23 protein-coding genes and 1 pseudogene are annotated in these 21,938 nt (G+C 35.9%); 5 read left to right on the top strand and 19 right to left on the bottom strand.

What is annotated here, in order from left to right; translation table 11 throughout:
* Nucleotides 1–61: 61 nt before the first annotated feature.
* The 3 genes from BFA01S_RS12605 to BFA01S_RS12595 form a co-directional block, all read right to left on the bottom strand.
* Nucleotides 62–574, bottom strand: coding sequence for a YwgA family protein (locus BFA01S_RS12605; protein WP_066230839.1), 513 nt, complete (start codon nt 572–574; stop codon nt 62–64).
* A 51-nt stretch (nt 575–625) separates the two neighbouring features.
* Nucleotides 626–1,930 carry an HD domain-containing protein gene (locus BFA01S_RS12600; RefSeq protein WP_066230817.1) on the bottom strand — a complete coding sequence of 435 codons (1,305 nt, stop codon included), beginning with the start codon at nt 1,928–1,930 and terminating at the stop codon, nt 626–628.
* 149 nt (nt 1,931–2,079) lie between these two features.
* Nucleotides 2,080–2,304, bottom strand: a complete 225-nt coding sequence (locus BFA01S_RS12595) for a YuzB family protein (protein ID WP_066230814.1) — start codon at nt 2,302–2,304, stop codon at nt 2,080–2,082.
* Nucleotides 2,305–2,540: 236 nt separating this feature from the next.
* Between BFA01S_RS12595 and BFA01S_RS12590 the strand changes: the two genes are divergently transcribed.
* Nucleotides 2,541–3,305 carry an RsfA family transcriptional regulator gene (locus BFA01S_RS12590; protein WP_066230811.1) on the top strand — a complete coding sequence of 255 codons (765 nt, stop codon included), beginning with the start codon at nt 2,541–2,543 and terminating at the stop codon, nt 3,303–3,305.
* A 112-nt stretch (nt 3,306–3,417) separates the two neighbouring features.
* Nucleotides 3,418–4,245, top strand: coding sequence for an EcsC family protein (locus BFA01S_RS12585; RefSeq protein ID WP_066230808.1), 828 nt, complete (start codon nt 3,418–3,420; stop codon nt 4,243–4,245).
* Nucleotides 4,246–4,305: 60 nt separating this feature from the next.
* On the opposite strand, the gene lipL is transcribed toward BFA01S_RS12585, so the two are convergent.
* Both lipL and pta read right to left on the bottom strand, forming a co-directional pair.
* Complete coding sequence (gene lipL / locus BFA01S_RS12580) at nt 4,306–5,169, bottom strand: octanoyl-[GcvH]:protein N-octanoyltransferase (RefSeq protein ID WP_066230805.1); 864 nt, start codon at nt 5,167–5,169, stop codon at nt 4,306–4,308.
* Nucleotides 5,170–5,422: 253 nt separating this feature from the next.
* Entirely contained in the window at nt 5,423–6,394 is a 972-nt protein-coding gene (gene pta, locus BFA01S_RS12575; RefSeq protein WP_066230802.1) for a phosphate acetyltransferase, read from the bottom strand.
* A 207-nt stretch (nt 6,395–6,601) separates the two neighbouring features.
* Here pta and hemQ point away from each other — a divergent pair, with 207 nt between their 5' ends.
* Complete coding sequence (gene hemQ, locus BFA01S_RS12570; protein WP_066230799.1) at nt 6,602–7,351, top strand: hydrogen peroxide-dependent heme synthase; 750 nt, start codon at nt 6,602–6,604, stop codon at nt 7,349–7,351.
* 244 nt (nt 7,352–7,595) lie between these two features.
* Here hemQ and BFA01S_RS12565 read toward each other — a convergent pair whose 3' ends face one another.
* The 4 genes from BFA01S_RS12565 to BFA01S_RS12545 form a co-directional block, all read right to left on the bottom strand.
* A complete protein-coding gene (locus BFA01S_RS12565; RefSeq protein WP_066230798.1) occupies nt 7,596–7,967 on the bottom strand; it encodes a DUF423 domain-containing protein in 372 nt (123 codons plus the stop codon).
* A gap of 169 nt (nt 7,968–8,136) precedes the next feature.
* Entirely contained in the window at nt 8,137–8,409 is a 273-nt protein-coding gene (locus BFA01S_RS12560) for a YwdI family protein (protein WP_066230796.1), read from the bottom strand.
* A 212-nt stretch (nt 8,410–8,621) separates the two neighbouring features.
* Nucleotides 8,622–9,296 carry a uracil-DNA glycosylase gene (locus BFA01S_RS12550; protein ID WP_066230791.1) on the bottom strand — a complete coding sequence of 225 codons (675 nt, stop codon included), beginning with the start codon at nt 9,294–9,296 and terminating at the stop codon, nt 8,622–8,624.
* Nucleotides 9,274–10,110, bottom strand: coding sequence for a glycosyltransferase family 2 protein (locus BFA01S_RS12545; protein WP_066230788.1), 837 nt, complete (start codon nt 10,108–10,110; stop codon nt 9,274–9,276). Before BFA01S_RS12545 ends, BFA01S_RS12550 begins: the two co-directional genes overlap by 23 nt.
* A gap of 316 nt (nt 10,111–10,426) precedes the next feature.
* On the opposite strand from BFA01S_RS12545, the gene BFA01S_RS12540 reads away from it, so the two are divergent.
* Nucleotides 10,427–11,242 carry a bifunctional hydroxymethylpyrimidine kinase/phosphomethylpyrimidine kinase gene (locus tag BFA01S_RS12540; protein ID WP_066230786.1) on the top strand — a complete coding sequence of 272 codons (816 nt, stop codon included), beginning with the start codon at nt 10,427–10,429 and terminating at the stop codon, nt 11,240–11,242.
* A gap of 379 nt (nt 11,243–11,621) precedes the next feature.
* Here the strand turns inward: BFA01S_RS12540 and BFA01S_RS12535 are convergent, their stop codons facing one another.
* The gene (locus tag BFA01S_RS12535; protein WP_066230784.1) at nt 11,622–12,374 is read right to left on the bottom strand and encodes a FixH family protein; all 753 of its coding nucleotides are present in this window, start codon (nt 12,372–12,374) and stop codon (nt 11,622–11,624) included.
* Between the two features lie 215 nt (nt 12,375–12,589).
* Nucleotides 12,590–13,729, bottom strand: coding sequence for an MFS transporter (locus tag BFA01S_RS12530; RefSeq protein ID WP_412758825.1), 1,140 nt, complete (start codon nt 13,727–13,729; stop codon nt 12,590–12,592).
* Between the two features lie 432 nt (nt 13,730–14,161).
* On the opposite strand from BFA01S_RS12530, the gene BFA01S_RS12525 reads away from it, so the two are divergent.
* Nucleotides 14,162–14,440 (top strand): spore morphogenesis/germination protein YwcE, encoded by a 279-nt coding sequence (locus tag BFA01S_RS12525; protein ID WP_066230777.1) that lies wholly within the window; start codon nt 14,162–14,164, stop codon nt 14,438–14,440.
* Between the two features lie 106 nt (nt 14,441–14,546).
* On the opposite strand, the gene BFA01S_RS22435 is transcribed toward BFA01S_RS12525, so the two are convergent.
* The 8 genes and pseudogenes from BFA01S_RS22435 to BFA01S_RS23780 all read right to left on the bottom strand — a co-directional run.
* Nucleotides 14,547–14,708: a hypothetical protein gene (locus BFA01S_RS22435; RefSeq protein ID WP_156483657.1), complete on the bottom strand. Its 162-nt coding sequence runs from the start codon at nt 14,706–14,708 to the stop codon at nt 14,547–14,549.
* 106 nt (nt 14,709–14,814) lie between these two features.
* On the bottom strand, nt 14,815–15,114 hold the full coding sequence (qoxD, locus tag BFA01S_RS12520; RefSeq protein ID WP_066230774.1) for a cytochrome aa3 quinol oxidase subunit IV: 300 nt from the start codon (nt 15,112–15,114) through the stop codon (nt 14,815–14,817).
* Nucleotides 15,115–15,117: 3 nt separating this feature from the next.
* On the bottom strand, nt 15,118–15,759 hold the full coding sequence (gene qoxC, locus BFA01S_RS12515) for a cytochrome aa3 quinol oxidase subunit III (RefSeq protein ID WP_066230771.1): 642 nt from the start codon (nt 15,757–15,759) through the stop codon (nt 15,118–15,120).
* Nucleotides 15,760–15,762: 3 nt separating this feature from the next.
* Nucleotides 15,763–17,718, bottom strand: coding sequence for a cytochrome aa3 quinol oxidase subunit I (qoxB, locus tag BFA01S_RS12510; RefSeq protein ID WP_066230768.1), 1,956 nt, complete (start codon nt 17,716–17,718; stop codon nt 15,763–15,765).
* 16 nt (nt 17,719–17,734) lie between these two features.
* The gene (gene qoxA, locus BFA01S_RS12505; RefSeq protein ID WP_066230764.1) at nt 17,735–18,685 is read right to left on the bottom strand and encodes a cytochrome aa3 quinol oxidase subunit II; all 951 of its coding nucleotides are present in this window, start codon (nt 18,683–18,685) and stop codon (nt 17,735–17,737) included.
* Nucleotides 18,686–18,963: 278 nt separating this feature from the next.
* The gene (locus BFA01S_RS12500) at nt 18,964–21,150 is read right to left on the bottom strand and encodes a DNA topoisomerase III (RefSeq protein ID WP_066230762.1); all 2,187 of its coding nucleotides are present in this window, start codon (nt 21,148–21,150) and stop codon (nt 18,964–18,966) included.
* A 101-nt stretch (nt 21,151–21,251) separates the two neighbouring features.
* A complete protein-coding gene (locus BFA01S_RS12495; RefSeq protein ID WP_066230760.1) occupies nt 21,252–21,590 on the bottom strand; it encodes a hypothetical protein in 339 nt (112 codons plus the stop codon).
* Nucleotides 21,591–21,750: 160 nt separating this feature from the next.
* Nucleotides 21,751–21,855 (bottom strand): annotated as a pseudogene (locus BFA01S_RS23780) (hypothetical protein); the annotation flags it as partial.
* Nucleotides 21,856–21,938: the final 83 nt, after the last annotated feature.

The raw sequence follows: 21,938 nt of genomic DNA, 5'->3' as shown, positions 1-21,938 counted from the left end.
ACAACTAACTTCATCTCACCGAACAATCATATCGAAATGAAGTAAGATTTATACAAAATTATTAATTAAGGATCTCTTTCCGGACATCTTTTAACCTTTCAATATAGTGATATGCTTCAGCTATTTCTTCCTCTGTATATCGCTGTTTGCTTTTTAAAGTAAACACTTTTTCCGTTACTTCTTCACGATCTAACTCTCCAAAATAAAGAACAGTTGAAACAAGCTCTAAAAATCGGGAGTTTTGTTCATTTAAATTCTGTACACAGTTCGGAAGGGTCGGCATATTTAAATTATAGTGGCTTAAAAACTCATTTCCATCATCTGTTAAAGAATACCGATACTGTATATAGCCGCCTTTCTTTTCTTTCGTTTCACTTAAAAAGCCCAGATTGCAAAGCTCCTCTACACGAAGTGTTAATTCCTCAGAATATGGACCATAGAAATGGAAATTATATTTCTCATAAAAAGGATAATTCATTTTCTTTGCGATATAAATCATCTTTTGGAGTTTCTTTCGACCGATAATTTCCCCAGAAGATGAAAAAACTTTCATTAACTTTGCATGTTCTTGCATTAGCACCCCATCATCACCTAACCTTTTTCATCCTTTTTCCATCCTAATTCTCTAATCTCTATTTATCCTGTTTAATAATTCGAGAATTTCCTTTTTTGCTTTGCTGTTTGTTGATAGATCTTCAAGCAAATCTAACGGGTAATATAATTTATGATCTGTCCTTCTTTTTCCTGAAATAGCATCTACAATTTCAGATTCCCTTGAAAGCTCACGAATCTCCCCATTTGCTTTAAGTAAATGAATAGGCAGACGTTCCTCTTCTTCCCCAGGACGATAAAAATCGTAAGGCAGATCAGAAGATGAATCTATTACTAAATAATAATCTGGATCAATTCCTGCCTGCTTAAACAATTTATTTAACTGTAATAATGTCATCATTTGTTCATTTGGATTAAATTCTACAAATTTAAATAAATCCCTATTAATAAATCTGCTGCAAAGATCATTTAAAATAATATCTTCTTCTTCCTGCCAAGCCTGAAAATAGTAAAACATAATGGATTCATCCAGTTTTAAATAATCTTTTACATCTACTTTATCTTCAAATAATGAATAAAAATGGAGTGGATGATGCTTAAATGAGTACTTTTCTTTATAGAGCTGCTTTGCCCTGTGGAGGATTTTCGTTAAGATGACTTCCGCACTTCTCGTAACAGGGTGAAAGTAAACTTGCCAGTACATTTGATATCTGCTCATAATATAATCTTCTACAGCATGCATTCCACTGCTTTTAATGACAACTTGATCTTCACGGGGCCTCATGACACGTAAAATTCTCTCCATGTCAAAATGACCGTAGCTCACCCCTGTATAATAAGCATCCCGCTGCAAATAATCCATCCGATCAGCATCAATCTGGCTGGATATTAAACTAATAACCTGTTTATTTCCGTATGTTTTTGCAATCACTTCTGCTACCTTTTTAGCAAAATCTGCTCCAACAGTTCGTAAAACAGCATTCACTTCTGTTTCTCCAAGTATAATTGCCCGTGTAAAGTCCTCATGGTCCAAATGAAATACTTTTTCAAAGGAATGCGAAAAAGGACCATGTCCCAGATCATGTAGCAATGCTGCACATAAACATAATAAACGGTCATCATCATTCCATTCTTTACGTCCTTTGAATACATCATCGACGATGCGTCGGACAATTTCATATACACCTAGTGAATGGTTAAAACGGCTATGTTCAGCACCATGAAATGTTAGATATGTAGTCCCTAATTGACGAATTCGACGTAATCTTTGGAATTCCTTTGTTCCAATTAGATCCCAAATCACTTTATCACGAACGTGAATATAGCGGTGAACAGGATCTTTAAACACTTTTTCCTCAGACAATTTACTATTTGTCATTGCCTTCCCTCTTCCATTCGTTCATTCTTGAAACTTGACTCTATTATATCGCTTTCTAGACGACAATTACACTTTAAAACACTACTTGGAAAGGTCAGACAAATTAACATTAAAAAATCACCATTGCTTATTGCCCAACAAAGGTGATTTTATTTATTTATTTTTTTATCAATTTTTTCAATTAATTCATCTTCGTTTGGCGCTGATAACGGACGATTATTAACAAATGCGAATGATTTCTTTCTCCCTGGACCACAGTATGATTGACATCCGATACTAATTTCTGCCTCTGGGTCTAGTTTCTCTAAACGAGGCACTAATGTTTTAATATTTGTAGCCTGACAATCATCGCATACTCTAAATTCATTTGCCATTACAATTTACAGCCCTTTCTAAATTACAAATAAACCTATCCGATATTTTACCTTTAATTATATTCCAATGCAAGCAAAGAACAGCTTCTAAAAAATTCATAGATTAAAATTTTCCTAAAAAAGACTATTATCCTCTTAAGATTTCTGTATAAAAATTATTTATTCGGACAAAATGATAACAAAACTAAATGGTTTACACCACCATTTACAGCAATTTTAATATGGGAGTTGAGGATATGAAAGTGAGACAAGATGCTTGGTCACAGGAAGATGATTTATTATTAGCTGAAACAGTTTTACGACATGTTCGTGAGGGTAGTACACAATTAAACGCCTTTGAGGAAGTTGGAGACAAATTAAATCGGACATCAGCTGCATGCGGATTCCGCTGGAATGCAGTCGTACGTCATGATTATGAAAAAGCACTTCAATTAGCAAAGAAACAAAGAAAGCAAAGAATGCGGACACTTGGAAAAGGACAGCCTGTGAAAAAGCAATTACTTTATTCACCGCCTGAAACAAATCTGCCAATGATAGACGGTGAAAAAGAAGATAAAACAATGATGGAAGCTCTAGAAAAATATATGTCAGATTCTATGTCTCCTAGCTTTGAAATGGAGCCTGAGCAAGAGGAACGTTCTGAAAAAGAAGATTTTTATTATTCCGTTCCCCAGCAGGAAAATATTTCGCAGGAATTAACGATGGAACAAGTTGTTTCATTCTTACAGTCTTATAAAACAAATAATATTCATACATCCGTACTTATCAGTGAAAATGACCGATTAAAGAGAGAAAATAATCAGCTCGCATTGCAGAATGAAGAGCTTGCAAAAAAAGTGGAGAAATTAGAACAGGATACTGTGACAGTCCAGGAAGACTATGAAACATTAATGAAAATTATGAACCGTGCAAGAAAACTAGTATTATTTGAGGATGAAGACCGTCTTTCTACAACTTTCAAAATGGACCGGAATGGAAATTTGGAGAAATTAGCGGAATAGATTAATATCACCTTCACATAAATCGTGGAGGTGATATTATTTAATTGAAACCAAATGCAGTATTTCAACGTATTACATTATATATTAGCTTCAAAGATTGGTGGAAAATATAATGGAATCAAAAGACTGGTTATTACAGGAATTACAGGAAATTGAGAAATGGGAAAATGACCAAAAGGGATTATGGTTTTGGGAAAAGATTGGCCGCCTTCCATTTAAGCTGCTTGATAAGATTACACCTGAATTTATTCAGAAAAAGATTGGCTTATTATTGGACGAGCTGGGGAACTTTATCCAAAATGGCGGAAAATATTTAACACAGGAAAAGCTTGTCATCCAAAAAGCACAAAAATATGCGGAAGACAGCAGTATAGATTCTCCGAAGCAGCTTGCATTACTGCCTATTCATACTATGGATCAAATTAGCGAAGATTTAAAAAAAGGAAGAGAAACAGTCGCAACATTACAAGGTGCTACAACTGGTATTGGCGGTATTTTTACACTTGCCATTGATATTCCAATATTATTAGGACTTTCATTAAAAACATTACAAGAAATTGCGATTGCTTACGGCTATGACCCTACTGATCGAAAAGAGCGTGTCTTCATCGTAAAATGCCTTCAGTTTTCATCAGCAGATATCGTTGGAAAAGAAGCCATTTTAAACGAGCTTGCCGGCTTCAATGAAAGAAAGCAATCAAAAGAAGTTATGTCCCAGCTCCAAGGCTGGCGTGAAGTGGTTTACACATACCGGGATAATTTCGGCTGGAAAAAATTATTACAGATGGTTCCGTTAGCTGGAATGGTATTTGGAGCCTTTACAAATCGCTCCATGATACGAGACCTTTCAGAAACTGGAATGATGCTTTATCGAAAACGAAGAATTTTGGAAAGATTAAATGAAGAAAATGAATTGACTGAAATTCCAGAAAAGCTTTGACCTCACAATGTTTCTGCATATGTGAGGTCAGATAATTATTTTCACATGACAATATTAAACTTATAGTTCCGTTTCCTTTTCTTCAAAAACCTTGTTATTTCTTTCATATATCTTAATTAGATTTTCTCTTAAAAGCTCTTGTTCTTCCGGAGTTAACGAAGAAGAGTACATTGTGTCGGAATGATTTTTTAATATATTTAAAAGTTTTAACATTAATTGCTGAACTGTAATCGGCTCAGCAATTAATTCACTTAATGAAGCCATTGTACTAGGAATAATTTTGGGGAATATAAATTTTGTCTCTGTATTTTTTAATGATTTATCATAAAATTGGCCGATAAGTTCTGCCCGCTCTGCCCCGCTGCCTGCGACACAGAGATATACCTGCACAGCTACCCCATTCCTTACTCTTCTTTGCGAAATACCTGCAAACTTCTTCCCATCCACACTTAAATCATAACTTCCTGGACAATAAGACCCAATAATTTCATAAGCTTCTACTTTAATATTATAATCCGCTAATAATTCTTGAATTAAAAATAACATCGCATCATAGCCGCGATTAATGTTAATTCCCTTTTCTACATCCGGGAAAATGAGTGATATGTTTAAAACAGTCTCATCCAATACGACTGCAAGACCACCGGAGTTACGAACGATTACTTTATACCCTTCTGTCTTTAAATACTCGATCCCCTCTTTTAAAAAAGGCAGCTTAGTATCCTGAATGCCGAGAACAATAGTATTATGATGAATCCATGACCTCATAACAGCCGGTGACATACCTTTGCCCGTTGAGGCACATAATGTATCATCTATTGCAAAAGACTGACGCGCATCAAAATCCGGACCTAGTGTTGATTGGTCAATAATCCGCCATGTCTGCTGATCGATAAGAGAATTTCCAAATTCAAATATATCCATATTTTTTTCACCTTAATTATATTTATCCCAGCCTTAATGGGCAGTAAGACTCGCGCTTCAACATTCTAAGAATTCGAAGAAGTTAAGCGAGAGATTAACTGCCCATTAAGGTCCGATTGGTTCAATTAACTATCGATGGGAGATGAGAAAAAACCCACCGATGGAAGTTCCACTTTATTATTATTCTATTATATCATAAATTCACAGTATTAAAGACAAGAAGACACAAGGATTGCGCCTCCTCGCCTTTCCATTATAAAGCTTGAGCAGCTGTTATTATTGCAAGCTTGTACACATCTTCTTCATTGCATCCACGGGACAGATCATTTACTGGCTTATTTAAGCCTTGCAGGATCGGTCCTACAGCCTCAAAATTTCCTAAGCGCTGGGCAATTTTATAACCAATATTACCTGCTTCGAGACTAGGAAAAATAAAAACATTAGCATCCCCTTTTATAACAGAATCAGGAGCTTTTTTTTCAGCAACAGATGGGACAAAGGCTGCATCAAATTGGAATTCCCCATCTAATACAAGATTTGGATCTATTTCTTTTGCAATCTTTACTGCCTCAACAACTTTTTCTGTTTCAGGAGATTTAGCTGAACCTTTTGTTGAAAAGCTCAGCATCGCTACTCTCGGCTCGATATTAAACATTTTAGTAGTATTCGCGCTTTCAACCGCAATTTCGGCTAAATCACTCGCCTCTGGTGAAATATTAATTGCACAATCAGCAAAAACATATTTCTCCTCGCCGCGTACCATAATGAACACGCCTGATGTTTTCTTTACTCCCGCTTTTGTTTTTATTATTTGTAAAGCCGGACGAACAGTCTCTGCTGTCGAATGTGCCGCCCCGCTCACAAGACCATGTGCTTTTTCAGTATAAACAAGCATTGTGCCAAAATAATTTTCATCAAGTAATATTTTTGCTGCCTCTTCTTCTGTTGCCTTCCCCTTGCGTCGTTCAACAAAAGCTTGAATAAGTTTATCTATTTCAGGGTAACTATGCGGATCATATATTTCAACACCATCAAGATTAATATTTAATCCTTCTGCTTTTTTATTAATCTCTTCTTTATTTCCAATCAACACTGGTGTTAAAATACTTTCTTTTGCTAAACGGCCTGCTGCTGTCAAAATGCGATCATCTGAACTTTCTGGAAAAACAATTTTTAAATTTTGACCGGTTACTTTTTCTTTTATCATTTTAAATAAATCTGCCACAGCAATCCCTCCATATAAAACTTCGGAACAAATTCTTCCTATTATTAGAATACTCTACTTACAGCCTTTTTCAAACATACCAATTTTATTGCATTTTCTAAATCGTAATGCTTACTAAATAGTTCATGTTTTGTACAAGATTAGCAGGGACAAACTATGTTATAGTTAAAGTATAAATATTTAAATATTTAAGGAGTGAAAAGAAAGATGAATGAAGCAGCAAAAACATTAGATGGCTGGTATTGTTTACATGATTTCCGTGCAATTGATTGGACTATTTGGAAAACACTAAGCAGCGATGAGCGTCAAGCAGCAATTGATGAATTCTTAGGATTATTAGAAAAATGGGGAGCAGTAGAAAACAAAGGTGAAGGAAGTCATGCACTTTATTCTATCGTTGGTCAAAAGGCAGATATTATGATTATGCTTCTTCGTCCAACAATGGAAGAATTAAATGAAATTGAGCTGGAATTCAGCAAAACAAAGCTTGCAGACTATACATTACCTACATATTCATACGTTTCTGTTGTCGAACTCAGCAACTACTTAGCTGGTGAAAGCAATGAGGACCCTTATCAAAATCCTCATGTTCGCGCGAGACTTTATCCGGAATTACCTAAATGGAAATATTCTTGTTTCTATCCGATGGATAAACGCAGAACATCAGAAGATAACTGGTATATGCTTGGAATGGATGAGCGCCGTGAGCTAATGAAGAGCCATGGTTTAATTGGTCGTTCTTATGCTGGTAAAGTAAAACAAATTATTACTGGTTCTGTTGGATTTGACGATCATGAATGGGGCGTTACACTATTCTCTGACGATGTTCTTCAATTTAAAAAACTTGTCTATGAAATGCGTTTTGATGAAGTAAGTGCAAGATATGCAGAATTTGGTTCATTCTTCATCGGAAACATTTTAGAACCTGAAAAAGTAAATTCTTTTTTACAGATCTAATTTCAACAGCAGAATGATCATTATGATTATTCTGCTTTTTTATTTTTTGTCTCCTTCTTCAAACAAATGAATCATAACTTCTTTTCCCTAATCGTACGTTTATAGGGCTGTCCAATAAGTCCCTAATAAGTGTTAAAAGCTGAAAGGCCCTGTCACCAAATCCTTGATTTTACTGGATCTCCATAACAGGACCTTTCAGCAGGATGTCCCAAAAGGGTTGCTTTTTACCCTTTTGGGAGACTCCTTATAAGTGTTTAATAGCAGCTATGGCAATGAGAGCCCATCCTGCTAGGAAGGCAACACCACCCAAAGGAGTAATCGCTCCAAGTACTCCGATTTGTGTCACACTTAATATGTACAAGCTTCCTGAAAAAAGGAGAATACCGATAAAAAATAACCAGCCGGCAGTTGAAATCATGCCAATCTGTGGAAATTTACTCAAAAGAAAAGCAGTAACAAATAAACCAACTGCATGAAACATTTGATATGTAACAGCTTTTTCCCATATTTTTATATACTTTTCTGATAATTTACCTTCGAGTCCATGTGCTCCAAATGCCCCTAATGCAACAGCTAATAAGGCATGAACAGCACCGAAAATTAAAAATAGCTTCATTTTCAAAACAGCTCCTTTTCTTATTCTCCTTCTATTTTACTTGAATAGACATTAGTTCCTCTACTCATTATCCGAAATAGATGTTAAGCATTTGTTAACTTTTATACTCAGTTTCCTATCATATAAAGAGATTTCAAAATACAAAAAGGACCTCTAAAAGGTCCATCCATTAAAAATCAAAAATTGAGTCTCCGTTCCCATCCTCTTCTTGCACACGGCTTACTGTTTTAGACCCCATCATTTTTTGAAGCTCTATTTGATTAAAATCTTTAAGCGGCTGTGAATGTTGGATGACTTGTTCTGTCTTCTCTCCTAATATAACTTCACAAAGGGAATGAATAATCGAGATATGTTCACGAATCTCTTTCTCATCACTCATTGTTTTCGCTTTTTGTAGTTCTTGCTCCATTTTTAAAAGCAGTTTTGATACATGAATATTCAAGCTCTCTCTTCTCCTTCACCCGTTCTTTTTCTCATATTTTAAACAGTCCATCCCCGAGGCTTTTCTTACACTTACAGAAGGCCTAGCGGCAGACTTAAAACCATATGCTTTGCAGCCATTCGGAAATTTAGGATCCCAAGTGACGTAGAAATACTTGCATGTTATACAATTAACCGGACTCTCCCTTTTCACCATTCAGCCTCCAAATAGTCCTACTTATTTAAACACCAATGAATTTCTCCTCTATTATGCTTTCTGAGGAATTCATTCGCCTTTGAAAAAGGTTTGCTTCCGAAAAAGCCTTTTCTCGCAGAAAAAGGACTAGGATGAGGTGATTCAATAATAAGATGCTTATTTGAATCAATCATTTTCTTTTTTTCTTGTGCATGCTTTCCCCAAAGAAAGAAAACAACTGGTTCAGGATGATGATTCAATTTTTTAATAACCTCATCAGTGAAAATTTCCCACCCTTTGCCTTTATGCGAATTAGCTTCTCCTTTTCTCACTGTTAAAACAGTATTCAGAAGAAGAACTCCCTGCTCACTCCATGATAACAGAGTTCCATCCTTTGGAGGTATACAACCTTCATCATTCTCCAGTTCAATAAATAAGTTTCGAAGTGATGGAGGATGTTTTACTCCAGGTTGAACAGAAAAACTTAAGCCATGTGCCTGTCCCTCCCCATGGTATGGGTCCTGTCCTAAAATGACAACCTTTACTTCAGAATAAGGAGTCTCATTCAAAGCTTGGAAAATACTATTTACAGGGGGATAAATCGTTTTTGTTTCATATTCTTCTTGTAAAAATTGCTGTAAATTCACAAAATATGTCTTATTAATTTCTTCTTTCAATAACTCCTGCCAATCATTTTGTAAGATTAAATTCAATCCTTTCACCAGCTTTCACTAATTTTGAAAATAAAGGCTCTCCATCCCAAACGATTTCACTTTTTGCTTCTCTTAACTTCATTTTTGGCTCTGCTAATAGAACAAAAAAGTTTTTTGCCGGTAATATTCCGAGCTGATGCTTTTTACATAATTTTTTCAAAAATCCTTCTCTTCTCGTATTTAACTGAGCAGACTGATTATTACCAGCTTCAGAAAAGGCATAAATAACACTAGCAACAGGAACACGTTTGATTACAAATTTTTCTGCAACCCTTAAAAAGAAATCCCAATCCCAGTAATTATGCACTTCTGGGTCAAATAAACCTATTTCTTCATGAATCTCTCTTCTATATAAGCTTCCTGAAGGAACATAAGTGGAAAATTCCCTCATCCCTTTAAGGTCAAATTCATAAGCAAATAGTCTCCTCGAAACAGGGAAACGAATATTTTCCTTCTCCATAAAATCAACTATTTCTGCATCGGAATAAACAAAATCAGCATCATGAAGGGCATTTGCCATTCTTTCGATATGTCCCTTTGTTAAATAATCATCATCATCACAAAGCATAATAGCATCACCGGCAGCCCGCTTAATCCCGATATTTCTAGCATGAACATGTTTCATATTTTCCACTAAATTATAAATCGTAATCGGCAAATCTGAATAAATTTCCGCTAAATCTTCGATAGATTCTCCGCAGTCATTTACGATAATGATTTCATAAGGCAAAACAGTTTGATAACGAATGGATTCTAACAATTCGGCTAACGCATATTTTCTATTAAATGTTGTAATTACAATTGATATTTTCAAAATATTAACCTTCTTTACATTTTTTCTCTTCACATATATTATTGGCTTCAAACCATTTATTATAATTTTTTTGATTTCTCGACAAAATTAGACTAGTTTCGTTATACTACATATTAAGGAAAATTGCTAATAAAGGAAAGCTTCAATCAGTGGGGTTCTTTCCCCGCTGATTGTTAGATGAACTTATCGGACCTTTACAGGTAGTTTGTCTGTCGCTTATAGACTTCCTTGCTTTTCACTCTCTTGAAGCGGGAATCTTACTGCCCGTTAAGTGTGAGGTAAATCATTTTTAATAAATTAATGGAGGAACTCATATATGTCATTAAATAAAGCTTTAACAATTGCAGGTTCTGATAGCAGCGGTGGAGCAGGTATTCAGGCTGATTTAAAAACATTTCAAGAGCATGGTGTTTACGGAATGACTGCATTAACTGTAATCGTTGCAATGGACCCGCATAACAGCTGGAATCATCAAGTATTTCCTATCGAGATTGAAACGATTAAATCCCAGCTTGCTACAATTATTGAAGGTGTCGGTGTTGATGCATTAAAGACTGGAATGCTTCCGACTGTAGAAATTATTGAGCTTGCTGCTGAAACAATTAAAAAACATCAGTTAAGAAATGTTGTTGTTGATCCAGTCATGGTTTGTAAAGGGGCAGATGAAGTTCTCTATCCGGACCATGCGAAAGCATTACAGGAAATATTAACACCAGTCGCTACTGTCATCACTCCAAACCTTTTTGAAGCAGGACAGCTAAGTGGACTCGGAACAATTACTACTGTAGAAGAAATGAAAGCTGCAGCTATAAAGATTCACGAACTTGGAGCAAAATACGTTCTAGTAAAAGGCGGAAGCAAATTAAAACATGAAAAAGCAATCGATGTTCTTTATGATGGGGAAAAAATAGAAATTATTGAAGGGGAAAGAATTGAGGGCGGCTATACTCATGGAGCTGGCTGCACATATTCTGCAGCGATTACAGCTGAGTTGGCAAAAGGTGCTTCTGTAAAAGAAGCAATTTATTCTGCTAAGAAATTTATTACAGCTGCAATCCGTCATTCTTTCGCACTTAATGAATACGTTGGTCCAACAAATCATGCTGGCTTAAGATTATTTGAAGTAAAGTGAAATTTCCAGGAATAACGGAGTATAATCGATATACTCCGTTATTTTTGTTGTTTTATGTAGGATTTTCACTGTTTCACGTGAAACATGGCGAATTTTGTATATTTTTCAGGCTATTATCCCCTTTCTCTAAAAATTTATAATAAATTCCATTGAAAATTCAGATATTAACAACATAGTTATCCACTTAGGAACAGTTTATCCACAATTTTTATCCACATATCCACAGGTGTAATCCATATTTTGTATAGGAACAATTATTCCCTACTATATATATTATCTCTTTATCTAATTACTCACAATTTATACACAGGAAATGCTTACCTTTGTTAATAATTAAAAAGCCGAACACCAAAATGAATCAGCATTCGACTTTATTTGTTTATTTCTTCACTTCTATTTGATGTTCTTCATGTTCATGTAATCCTTCATCATTCTCAACATGAATCTGAATCTTATAATTTCCCGCTTCTGTAAAATTATGCTTTGCTTTATATTCTCCTGCGGCAGACTCGTCGGCATCAATCCATTCATGTTTTTCCAGTTTGCTATCGTTCCAAATCTCATAGCGAACTTTCGCTTTCTCTAACGGTTTATTATCCTTTTGTAAATGTACAGAAAGCTCTGTTTCTCTTTCCACCTGCACATTTTCTAAGGCTGCAAAATGCATTGCAAATCCTTCAGTATGAGCATGCTCCCCATTTGCCTCATTTTCATGCTCATGTTTTTCTTCCCCATCCTTTATACCTTCACCAACTGTAACCGATTTTTTCGGCATTGTATGCATATCCCTTGCTGTTACATGAACCTGTACTGTAAAGAGGCCATTATGTTCAAATTTTGTCTGTGCCTCATAAGAGCCATCACCATTATTTTTTGCTTTAATCGTATTACTCTCTTCTTTCTTACCTTCTTCCCATATTTCAAACTCTACTTCATCTGCGTCTGCTACTTTTTCATCCCCTTGTGTTACAACTGCTTTCATTTCAACCTTACTATTTACTTCAGCAGTTTCAGGGACATCCAGTTTTACTTCAATCGCTTTTGGTACTTCCTTTGTTTCTTCCTTTCCATTACATGCCGCTAACAAAACTAACATAGATACTAATAAAAACATCGATAATTTCCTTCTCATCTTCTTCCTCCAAACTCAGTTTCTAGACGTAGTTATTTCCCTTCTTATCTCTCTTACATAAGGAGATATACAGAAAAGGTCAATTATAAGAAGAACTTAAAGTTAAGATTAAATGATTATTGTGAAGTTTGTGTGAGAAAATAAAAATACCTGATTCCTTTTATATAGTATTAACTATATTGTAAATACTTTCGGAATCAGATATCTATCCTATTTTAAACTAATTTCTTCTGCTTCGTCTCATCCCCCAGCAGTAATACAGCTAATGCTCCAATAAAAATTGCAATACAGAAAATAAGGAAAATAATATTGATAGTAACTCCAGCAGTCACTAAATAACCGACTAATAACGGACCTAAAATACCCCCAACTCTTCCAATAGCAGCCGCTGTTCCTGAGCCTGTCCCACGTATTTCAGTCGGGTAATGTTCCGGTGTATAAGCATACAAAGCACCCCAGGCACCAAGATTAAAGAAAGATAGGAAAATACCGGAAGTTAATAGAAGAGCCAGCCCTTCTGCATTTCCAAAGAAATAAGCACTTAAAGCTGTTCCAGTTAAATATGTAATCAATACAAATTTACGTCCGAAACGCTCAATTAAATATGCTGCACTGAAATAACCAGGCAGCTGTGCAACGGTCATGATAAGTACATATTCAAAACTCTGAATTAAGCTGAAACCTTTCATTACCATGACACTTGGCAGCCATAAAAACATACCGTAATAAGAAAATACGACTGAAAACCATAAAATCCAAAGCATGGCAGTTTGCTTCTTATACGACTTTGCCCAAATTTGGCCTATTTTCTTGAACATTGGCTCCCTTTGTTCCGACTTCCCTTTTATCGCTTGGAACTTCGGAGAATCCGGTAATTTCAAACGTAAATAAAGAGCATAAAACGCAGGTAGAGCACTTAATAATAATGCGGCCTGCCAGCCGAAGCTCGGAATAACAAAATAAGAGATTAAGGCAGCAATAAGCCAGCCCCCTGCCCAAAAACTTTCAAGTAAAACGACAACTCTGCCTCTTTCATGTGCTTCCACACTTTCTGAAACGAGTGTTGAAGCAACAGGCAGTTCACCCCCGAGACCCATCCCGATGAAAAACCTTAAAACAAGGAATAATGCTAAAGTTGTTACCAGTGCTGATAAGCCGCTCCCAATAGAAAATAATAATAATGTAATAATAAAGACTTTTTTTCTGCCTATACGGTCAGCCATCAGTCCAAAAAGTAATGCTCCGACAGCCATACCAATTGAATTTACGCTCCCAATCCAGCCCATTTGCGTTACGGATAAACCCCAGTCCACTTTCAGTGCTGCGATAACAAAGGACAGAATCCCAACATCCATCGCATCAAACATCCAGCCAAGACCGGCAATACCGAGCAATTTCTTCTTTGAAATTTCAGTTGTTTTGCTCACTTTCTTTTTCTCCCTTTCTATACTTTCTACATATTTATCTCATCCTTAACGGGCAGTAAGACTCCCACCTTAAGATTCTGAAAGTACTAAAGAAGCCAGGTGGGAGATCAACTGTCCGTAAAGATCCGATAAGTTTAACTAACTATTCAGTAGGGAATAAAAAAACTACTGATAGAAGGTTCACTTTATAGGTTATTTTATACTCTAATAGGGGATAAGAGTCAAATTTTTCTTAAAACATAAAAAAACTTGTTTCATTTCTTTATGGATGTGGTATACTAAACGTAACAGAAAGTTCACAATTTATTCTTTTTTTAGACACAATTGAAAGCGTAAACAATTTAAAAGGAGCTGAAAAACATGACAGGTTTCTTTGCATACTTATTAATTGTAACTACTACTCCGTTATTCCTTTGGAACGAAAAAAGAACATTGGCAATTATGCATATACCCGTAGTAATAGGGTTATGGGGAGTATTAATTGCTTATATGAATTACGATCTAGGAACATTTGGACATTGGTTATTCGGAATCGCATTTATCGCCAATGTTATTATTGCACACTTAACATTAATCCATGTGTTTGTACGTCCATTCTTTAAAGGACAAAGAAAACGCTCATTTAGAATTATTGAATAACCAAATGTTAATCTCGACATAAAAAAGCACCCGTTAAAATTAACGGGTGCTTCAGTTTGCCAGCATATTTTTATTTGAGAAGTGTTTTAATTAGTTTAATAAATCTTCACGTTTCCATTTCCTCGTCAAATCTCATCATTTCTTTATCAATAATTTCAACTAACTCCTGAGTGCTATACATAAGTAAAACAACTTCTTTACAACCATCTTCAATATGAATTTCGGCTTCTATATTCCTTATATTTTTAGAAATAAAAGCTGTCTTCAATACGGAAGCCGATCATGAAGGAACCTTCCCCTAAACAAAAAGACTGTAGACAAATATAATTTGTCTACAGTCTAAGTTACATTAAATTGCTCTATCCTATACTATATTAGTGCATATTTGTCATTACCCAAACTGATCCGTACACAATAACGATTGCAATAAAAGCAGCCGAAAGCATTTTACCAATTTGCCATGCACCGTCTCCCTCTCTAATATGCATGAACATAAATAACTGGATAGCTGCCTGTAAAAATGCAAGGCTGAATATAATCCACACAATTACTGTTAGAGATAAATCAGTATATAAAGCAAGACCTGCTGCTAACAATGTTAAAGCAATCGATAAAATTAAACCTACAATGTGTCCCCAAGGAAAGCCATGATGAGTATTTGTTTTATTTGACATTTATCACACCATCCCTAATAGGTAAACACCAGTATAAACGAAGATCCATACAAAGTCTAAGAAGTGCCAATATAAGCTGGCAATGAAAACTTTCTTAGCTGTATCCGGTGTTAAACCTCTTTTAATTACTTGGAAAATAATTAAAGTCATCCATAGTATACCTAGCGATACGTGGAGTCCATGTGTTCCTGTTAAGAAATAGAATGAAGACCAGTATGCGTTTGTACCAAGTGCAGCACCTTCATGAACAAGATGAATAAACTCATTGATTTCAAGGTAAAGGAATGATAAACCGAATAGTAACGTAATAACGAGCCATACAACCATTGCCTTTACATTTCTTTTTCTCATTTCATGAATTGCTAAACCACAAGTGAAACTACTTATTAAAAGGACAATTGTCATTACTAGCGTATTGCCTAGTTCAAACAGCTCAGAAGGCAGGGGCCATCCGCCAGCATTGGCACCATGACCATGACCGCCTACTGTAAAGCTGTAAATTGTAAAGTATGTCGCAAATATTGTTGCAAAGAGAGCAATTTCAGCGCCCAGGAAAATCCAGAATCCGAATATATTTAGTCTTCCTATACTAGACTGATATTCTAAGGGCGTGTCAGGACTGATATTCTCGTGTTCATGTGCCATAACTTACGCCTCCTTATTTTCCGTTTTAATAATTTCTTCTACGCTGACATAATAGCCTACATCTTCTTTATGTGAGCGAAGGGAACGAACTGCCATACAAGCTAGTACTCCAATTCCTCCAAGTATAGCCATCCACCAAAGTTTAAACACTAATGCAAAACCTGCAATAAAGAAGAAGACTGACATAACAAATGGTGTACCTGCATTGCTAGGCATGTGAATCGGTTTGTATTCAACCTCTTCTACCTTACCTGCTTTTCTTTCTTCTTTCATAATCCAGAATGCATCAAGACCTTTTACTTCAGGAGTAACTGCAAAGTTGTAATGTGGAGACATTGCACTTGATGTTGCCCATTCAAGCGTACGTCCGCAGCCCCATGCATCTCCTGTTGTTTCTCTCTTCGCATAGCGGAAGCTGTAGTATACATTATAAACAAGCAGGATAAAGGCAAGACCCATTCCTAAACCACCGATTGTTGATACAACGTTCCAAAGTGTCCAGCCGTCTTCTGCAGCGTATGTGTAAATACGTCTTGGCATACCGTCGAATCCTAATAAGAACTGCGGTAAGAAACAAACATTGAAACCAATTGTAAATAACCAGAATACCCATTTTCCGATGCGTTCATTTAATTTATGACCAAACATTTTTGGATACCAGTACACAAAACCTGCAAAACAAGCAAACACTGTTCCAGCGATTAATGTGTAATGGAAGTGAGCGACAAGGAAGTAACTGTTATGATATTGGAAATCAGCTGCTGCCATTCCAAGCATAACCCCTGTTACCCCACCAATTAAGAATGTTGGAATAAATCCAAGTGCCCAAAGCATTGGCACTGTCGTTTCAATTTTACCTTTATAAAGTGTGAGCAGCCAGTTAAATATTTTAATCCCCGTCGGTATAGCAATCGCCATCGTTGAGATAGAGAATACAGAGTTAACTGCTGCACTTCCTCCCATTGTGAAGAAGTGGTGAACCCAAACTAAGAAGCTTAGGAATGAAATGGCTATAATTGATATAACCATTGATTTGTAACCAAATAGTGTTTTCTTTGAAAACGTTGAGATAATCTCAGAGAAAACACCGAATGCCGGTAAGATAACGATATATACTTCAGGATGTCCCCAAACCCAGAAAAGGTTTGCCCAAAGCATCGGCATACCGCCATCAGCTAATGTAAAGAAGTGAGTACCAAATAGTCTGTCAAATGTCATTAATGCTAAAGTAATCGTTAATACTGGGAATGCGAAAACGATAATAAATGCAGTAACGAGTGATGTCCATGTGAACATCGGAATACGCATTAATGTCATACCAGGCGCACGCATTTTAATAATTGTTACGATAAAGTTAACACCTGTCATTAACGTACCAATACCGGAAATCTGTAAACCAAGTAAATAATAGTTAATTCCTGGTCCGCCGCTTCCCTCAATGGCTAACGGAGCATAGTTTGTCCAACCTGCATCTGGTGATCCACCAAATACGAAGGAAATATTGAATAAAATTGCTCCGAAGAAAAATGCCCAAAAACTTAAAGAGTTTAAGTATGGGAATGCAACGTCTCTTGCTCCAATTTGCAATGGAACAGCAATGTTCATTAACCCCATAATAAACGGCATCGCCATGAAAATAATCATGATTGTACCGTGTGTTGTAAAGATCTCATTATAGTGCTGAGATGTTAAAAAGCTATTATCCGGCACTGTTAATTGTGCCCTCATTAATAATGCATCGACACCACCGCGGAAAAGCATGATGATCGCTGCAATGATATACATAATACCTATTTTTTTATGGTCAACTGATGTGATCCATTCTTTCCAGAGCCATTTCCATTTTTTGAAATACGTGAGAACGAACACAATTCCAATTACTGATAATAAAATAGAAATGTTTGCACCGATAAGCATTGGATCATTAAGAATTAAATTATCTTTTATAAAGTCAAACATCTAATGTTCCCCTTTCTTAATGTTGTTGCTCATGTGCACTTGATTCTTCATTTGAAGCTGTTTCCTCTTGCTGCTGATGAGGATTTTCTTGCTTAACCCCATATTTTTCACGTATTTTCATTGCATAAGTTCCAGAATCTACCCCATGATCTACGATACCTAAATGAGTATTTGAAAATGTCATTTCTCCTACGCTATCCGGAAGCATTAATTTCTCATACTTCTCTTCTGTTAATTCAGGTGCTTTTTCTTGTGTATCTTTCACCCATTTATCGTAATCTGTTTCTTTTACAGCAATAAAGTTAAATCTTTGGAAAGCCATTTTCTTACCTGTAAAGTTAGAGTTCATTCCATCATACACTCCAGGCTCATCTGCTTGAAGGTAAAGATCATTTACCATTCCCGGCATACCATATTCCTGACCGCCTATTTGCGGAACCCAGAAAGAAGTCATTGAGTCTGCAGAAGTGATCTTGAATAAAATCGGTCTGTCTTCAGGTACTTTAACATAGTTAACTGTCTCAATATCCTCTTCAGGATAGCTGAAAATCCATTTCCAGTCTGCAGAAGTCGCATGAATAACAATCGGCTCTTTATGAGCAGTTGCTTTCGGCGGTCCTTCCAATTCGTAAAGTACTTTAACTGTCGGAATTGATAAGGCAATAACGATAATAATAGGAATGATTGTCCAAAGAATCTCCAGCTTTGTACTATGGTGGAGACTAGGATCATAATCACTTTCCTTAAAGTTCTTACGGTTGCGGTATTTGACCACAACGAAAGTAAATAGAATGTATACTATGACCATTATGAAAAGCATAAAGTAGATAGAATACATAATAAGATCACGCTGAGTAGCTGCAACTGGCCCTTTTGGGTCAAAGATCTTATATTCACTACATCCTCCTAATAATAGAAGTGATAAAGAAAATAACATAAAAAGAACAGGTTTAAAACGTTTTAACAACTGGTCCACCACCTTTTTTATTATATAAAGAAAAGATTTTTTATTGGGTTAATCTTGCTAGAACTATAATACCAGAGGACATCTCATATGTTACTGAGTTAACAGAACTGTCATCTAAAGTTCAAGGAAAGATCACTAATTTGTAACTATTTAATCATAAAAAATTCATTATATTGGAATAGATTGCTATAATGTACTTACATATCCATTAATGGCTACTTGAGGATTTACCCATAAAAAGACGAAGCTAATCATCGTTTTGATTAGCTTTCATCGCATTATTTGTCTAATTTCAGCTTTGCCAGAGCTTCGGCAAGTGCCGGATTTGAGAAATCATCATCCTGCTTTTTTATATATTTTGCGACATCACGTTTCGATACTTTACTATTTTGTGTCTTCTTTCTTCTCTCATTAAATGAAGAAAGTTTCTCTCGATGTCCACATTTACAGACGAAGATTTGTCCCTCCCCTTCTCCACGAAGTTCTAACTTTTTATGACATTGAGGACATCTCGCATTAGTTACTCTGGAAACTCCCTTACGATAGCCGCATTCTCTATCTTGACAAACATGCATTTTACCTTTCTTACCTGATACTTCTAATAACAGCTTTCCACATTCCGGACATTTGCTTCCAGTTACATTATCATGTCTAAATTTCTCATCGCTCACTTTGATTTCCTGTACAACTGCTTTTGCATAGCTTTTCATTTCATTAAGGAAAATTTGCTTTGTTAATTTCCCTTTTGCAATAAGTGTTAATTTCTGTTCCCATTCAGCCGTTAATACAGGTGACTTTAAGTCTTTTGGAACTAAATTTAGAAGCTGCTTTCCTTTTGATGTAATGGAAATATCCTTGCCTTTTTTCTCTATTAAAAAGCTGCTGAAAAGCTTTTCGATAATGTCAGCTCTCGTTGCTACTGTACCGAGTCCACCTGTCTCACCAATTGTTTTAATTAAATCCTTGCTTTCTCCTTGCATATATTTTGCAGGGTTTTCCATCGCAGATAATAATGTTGCTTCATTAAATGGTGCTGGCGGCTTTGTCTCCCCTTTTGTCTTTATAAGAGACGCAAGCTTTAACTGATCTCCCTTTTCCAGTTTCGGCAAATTCTGATCATGAATCACATCAGTCTCTTCCTCTTCTAACCCCTGATCATATACTGCTTTCCAGCCTTGATTAATAACCGTTTTTCCTTTTGCGATAAATACTTCATTTTGGATCATTGCTTTAATTGTTGTTTGTTCATATTCAAATGGAGGCATAAGAACAGCTAAAAAACGTTTAACGACTAGATCATAAATTTTTCTTTCTTTATCTGTCATCGCACTCAATGGAACAGATTCCTCTGTCGGAATAATTGCATGATGATCACTTACTTTGCCGTCATCAACAAATGATTTATTTACACGGATCTGTCCGTTTAATAATTTAGACGCAACCTGTGCATAAGGCTTCACTCTGCATGCCGAAATTCGATCTTTCAAAGTTTCTACAATATCTGATGTAATATATCTGGAATCTGTCCGCGGATATGTCAGTACTTTATGCTGTTCATACAGTTTTTGCATAATAGACAATGTCTCTTTTGCAGAGAAACCGAATCGCTTATTTGCATCCCTTTGCAGTTCAGTTAAATCATATAAAGCAGGTGAATAGCTTTTTTTCAATGTTTTATTTACTTCTATTATATTAACCGATTCTTGCTGAAGCTTTTTTGTCAGTCCATCGATTACTTGTTCATTAAATGTTTTAATATCATTTGTCTTCTGATCCTGCCAAACGAGCTGTAAACCATTTTCCGATTTCACTGTTATTCCAAAGTAATTTTTCGGCTGGAAATTCCTTATTTCCTCTTCCCTTTTGGCAATGATAGCGAGTGTCGGTGTTTGTACACGTCCTGAAGAAAGCTGGGCATTATATTTCGTTGTTAATGCCCTTGTAGCATTTAAACCGACAATCCAGTCCGCTTCTGCACGGGCAACAGCCGAGGCATAAAGATTTTCATACTCTCTTCCATCCTTCAGCTTGCGGAAACCCTCTTTAATTGCTTTATCTGTTACAGAGGATATCCATAACCGTTTGATAGGCTTGTTCACTTTTGCTTTGTCAATAATCCATCTCGCCACAAGCTCACCTTCGCGACCAGCATCTGTCGCAATGACAATATCATGAACATCTTTCCTATCTAATTGTGATTTCACCGCATAAAACTGCTTGCTCGTCTTCTTTATAACGACAAGCTTTAAAGGTGACGGCAGCATTGGCAAGTCTTCCATTTTCCATGAGCGGTATTTTTCCCCGTATCCTTCCGGGTCAGCTAATGTTACTAGATGACCAAGCGCCCACGTTACAATATATTTATCTCCTTCTAAAAAACCGTTCCCTTTTTTATAACAATTCAATACTTTAGCAATATCCCTTCCAACTGAAGGTTTTTCTGCTAATACTAATGTTTTACTCATAACAACATCCTTTCCTGTAGTCACTATCGTTTATCGTACCATATTTGAACATCCTACTAGCTAATAATGTGAATTTTCATTTAAACATAAAAAAATGGCCCTTAAACAGAACCACTCACTTCTTTCTTTATAATATCATAGTACAATGTTATATCTTGCACCTTTATATCATTGATATGATCTGTATATTGTTTCGCCATGTTTGTCATTACCGTTTTATAAGCATCATGATAGATCTGTATTGTATCATGGCGTGTTTTCGCATTTTCTCTTATTTTCTTAATAATCTTTCCTGATGAATCATTCGTACAGGCTGTAATCACTTGATAAATATATGTATCAAAAGCAGCCATATCATCTATCACTTTAGGGAATTCATCTTTTTTACCAGTTAAATCTTCCGCTGCCTGAAAATGATATAATAAGTCCTGCTTCGGCATTATAATCCCCCCTTGTATATCTCTATCATACTCGTCTGTACTGCTAACCGTCGGTGCGACGGGGTTAGCCTGCTAAATAACTGGTGTTCGCAGGAATCTCCAGCTTCAAATTTCATCAGAAATTAGGCGGGGATTAGTTCAATATTCATCTCCCCCTTTGTTACTGTTGAAATTCGATTGACTTCATCAGCTTTTTCACTTTCTCTTCGTTCCTTGGTAAGTCAATTTCACAATTTTTATTTTTGTTAATACAGTCTATAATATAAGTAAAACTGACTAGAGAGGAAAATTTTAAATAATCATCTTATTAAAACATAAAAAAACCCTAATCCATTAGATTAGGGTTTT

Origin of the sequence: Metabacillus fastidiosus NBRC 101226 (genome assembly GCF_001591625.1) — a bacterium.
Classification (GTDB): Bacteria; Bacillota; Bacilli; order Bacillales; family Bacillaceae; genus Metabacillus; species Metabacillus fastidiosus.
This window is presented reverse-complemented; position numbering and strand designations above follow the sequence as displayed.

What these genes read in the sequence shown, in the direction of transcription:
- BFA01S_RS12605 (WP_066230839.1), bottom strand. Translation starts at nt 574, where the DNA reads ATGCAAGAACATGCAAAGTTAATGAAAGTTTTTTCATCTTCTGGGGAA.
- BFA01S_RS12600 (WP_066230817.1), bottom strand. Translation starts at nt 1,930, where the DNA reads ATGACAAATAGTAAATTGTCTGAGGAAAAAGTGTTTAAAGATCCTGTT.
- BFA01S_RS12595 (WP_066230814.1), bottom strand. Translation starts at nt 2,304, where the DNA reads ATGGCAAATGAATTTAGAGTATGCGATGATTGTCAGGCTACAAATATT.
- BFA01S_RS12590 (WP_066230811.1), top strand. Translation starts at nt 2,541, where the DNA reads ATGAAAGTGAGACAAGATGCTTGGTCACAGGAAGATGATTTATTATTA.
- BFA01S_RS12585 (WP_066230808.1), top strand. Translation starts at nt 3,418, where the DNA reads ATGGAATCAAAAGACTGGTTATTACAGGAATTACAGGAAATTGAGAAA.
- lipL (WP_066230805.1), bottom strand. Translation starts at nt 5,169, where the DNA reads ATGGATATATTTGAATTTGGAAATTCTCTTATCGATCAGCAGACATGG.
- hemQ (WP_066230799.1), top strand. Translation starts at nt 6,602, where the DNA reads ATGAATGAAGCAGCAAAAACATTAGATGGCTGGTATTGTTTACATGAT.
- BFA01S_RS12565 (WP_066230798.1), bottom strand. Translation starts at nt 7,967, where the DNA reads ATGAAGCTATTTTTAATTTTCGGTGCTGTTCATGCCTTATTAGCTGTT.
- BFA01S_RS12540 (WP_066230786.1), top strand. Translation starts at nt 10,427, where the DNA reads ATGTCATTAAATAAAGCTTTAACAATTGCAGGTTCTGATAGCAGCGGT.
- BFA01S_RS12535 (WP_066230784.1), bottom strand. Translation starts at nt 12,374, where the DNA reads ATGAGAAGGAAATTATCGATGTTTTTATTAGTATCTATGTTAGTTTTG.
- BFA01S_RS12530 (WP_412758825.1), bottom strand. Translation starts at nt 13,729, where the DNA reads ATGGATGTTGGGATTCTGTCCTTTGTTATCGCAGCACTGAAAGTGGAC.
- BFA01S_RS12525 (WP_066230777.1), top strand. Translation starts at nt 14,162, where the DNA reads ATGACAGGTTTCTTTGCATACTTATTAATTGTAACTACTACTCCGTTA.
- qoxD (WP_066230774.1), bottom strand. Translation starts at nt 15,114, where the DNA reads ATGTCAAATAAAACAAATACTCATCATGGCTTTCCTTGGGGACACATT.
- qoxC (WP_066230771.1), bottom strand. Translation starts at nt 15,759, where the DNA reads ATGGCACATGAACACGAGAATATCAGTCCTGACACGCCCTTAGAATAT.
- qoxB (WP_066230768.1), bottom strand. Translation starts at nt 17,718, where the DNA reads ATGTTTGACTTTATAAAAGATAATTTAATTCTTAATGATCCAATGCTT.
- BFA01S_RS12500 (WP_066230762.1), bottom strand. Translation starts at nt 21,150, where the DNA reads ATGAGTAAAACATTAGTATTAGCAGAAAAACCTTCAGTTGGAAGGGAT.
- BFA01S_RS12495 (WP_066230760.1), bottom strand. Translation starts at nt 21,590, where the DNA reads ATGCCGAAGCAGGACTTATTATATCATTTTCAGGCAGCGGAAGATTTA.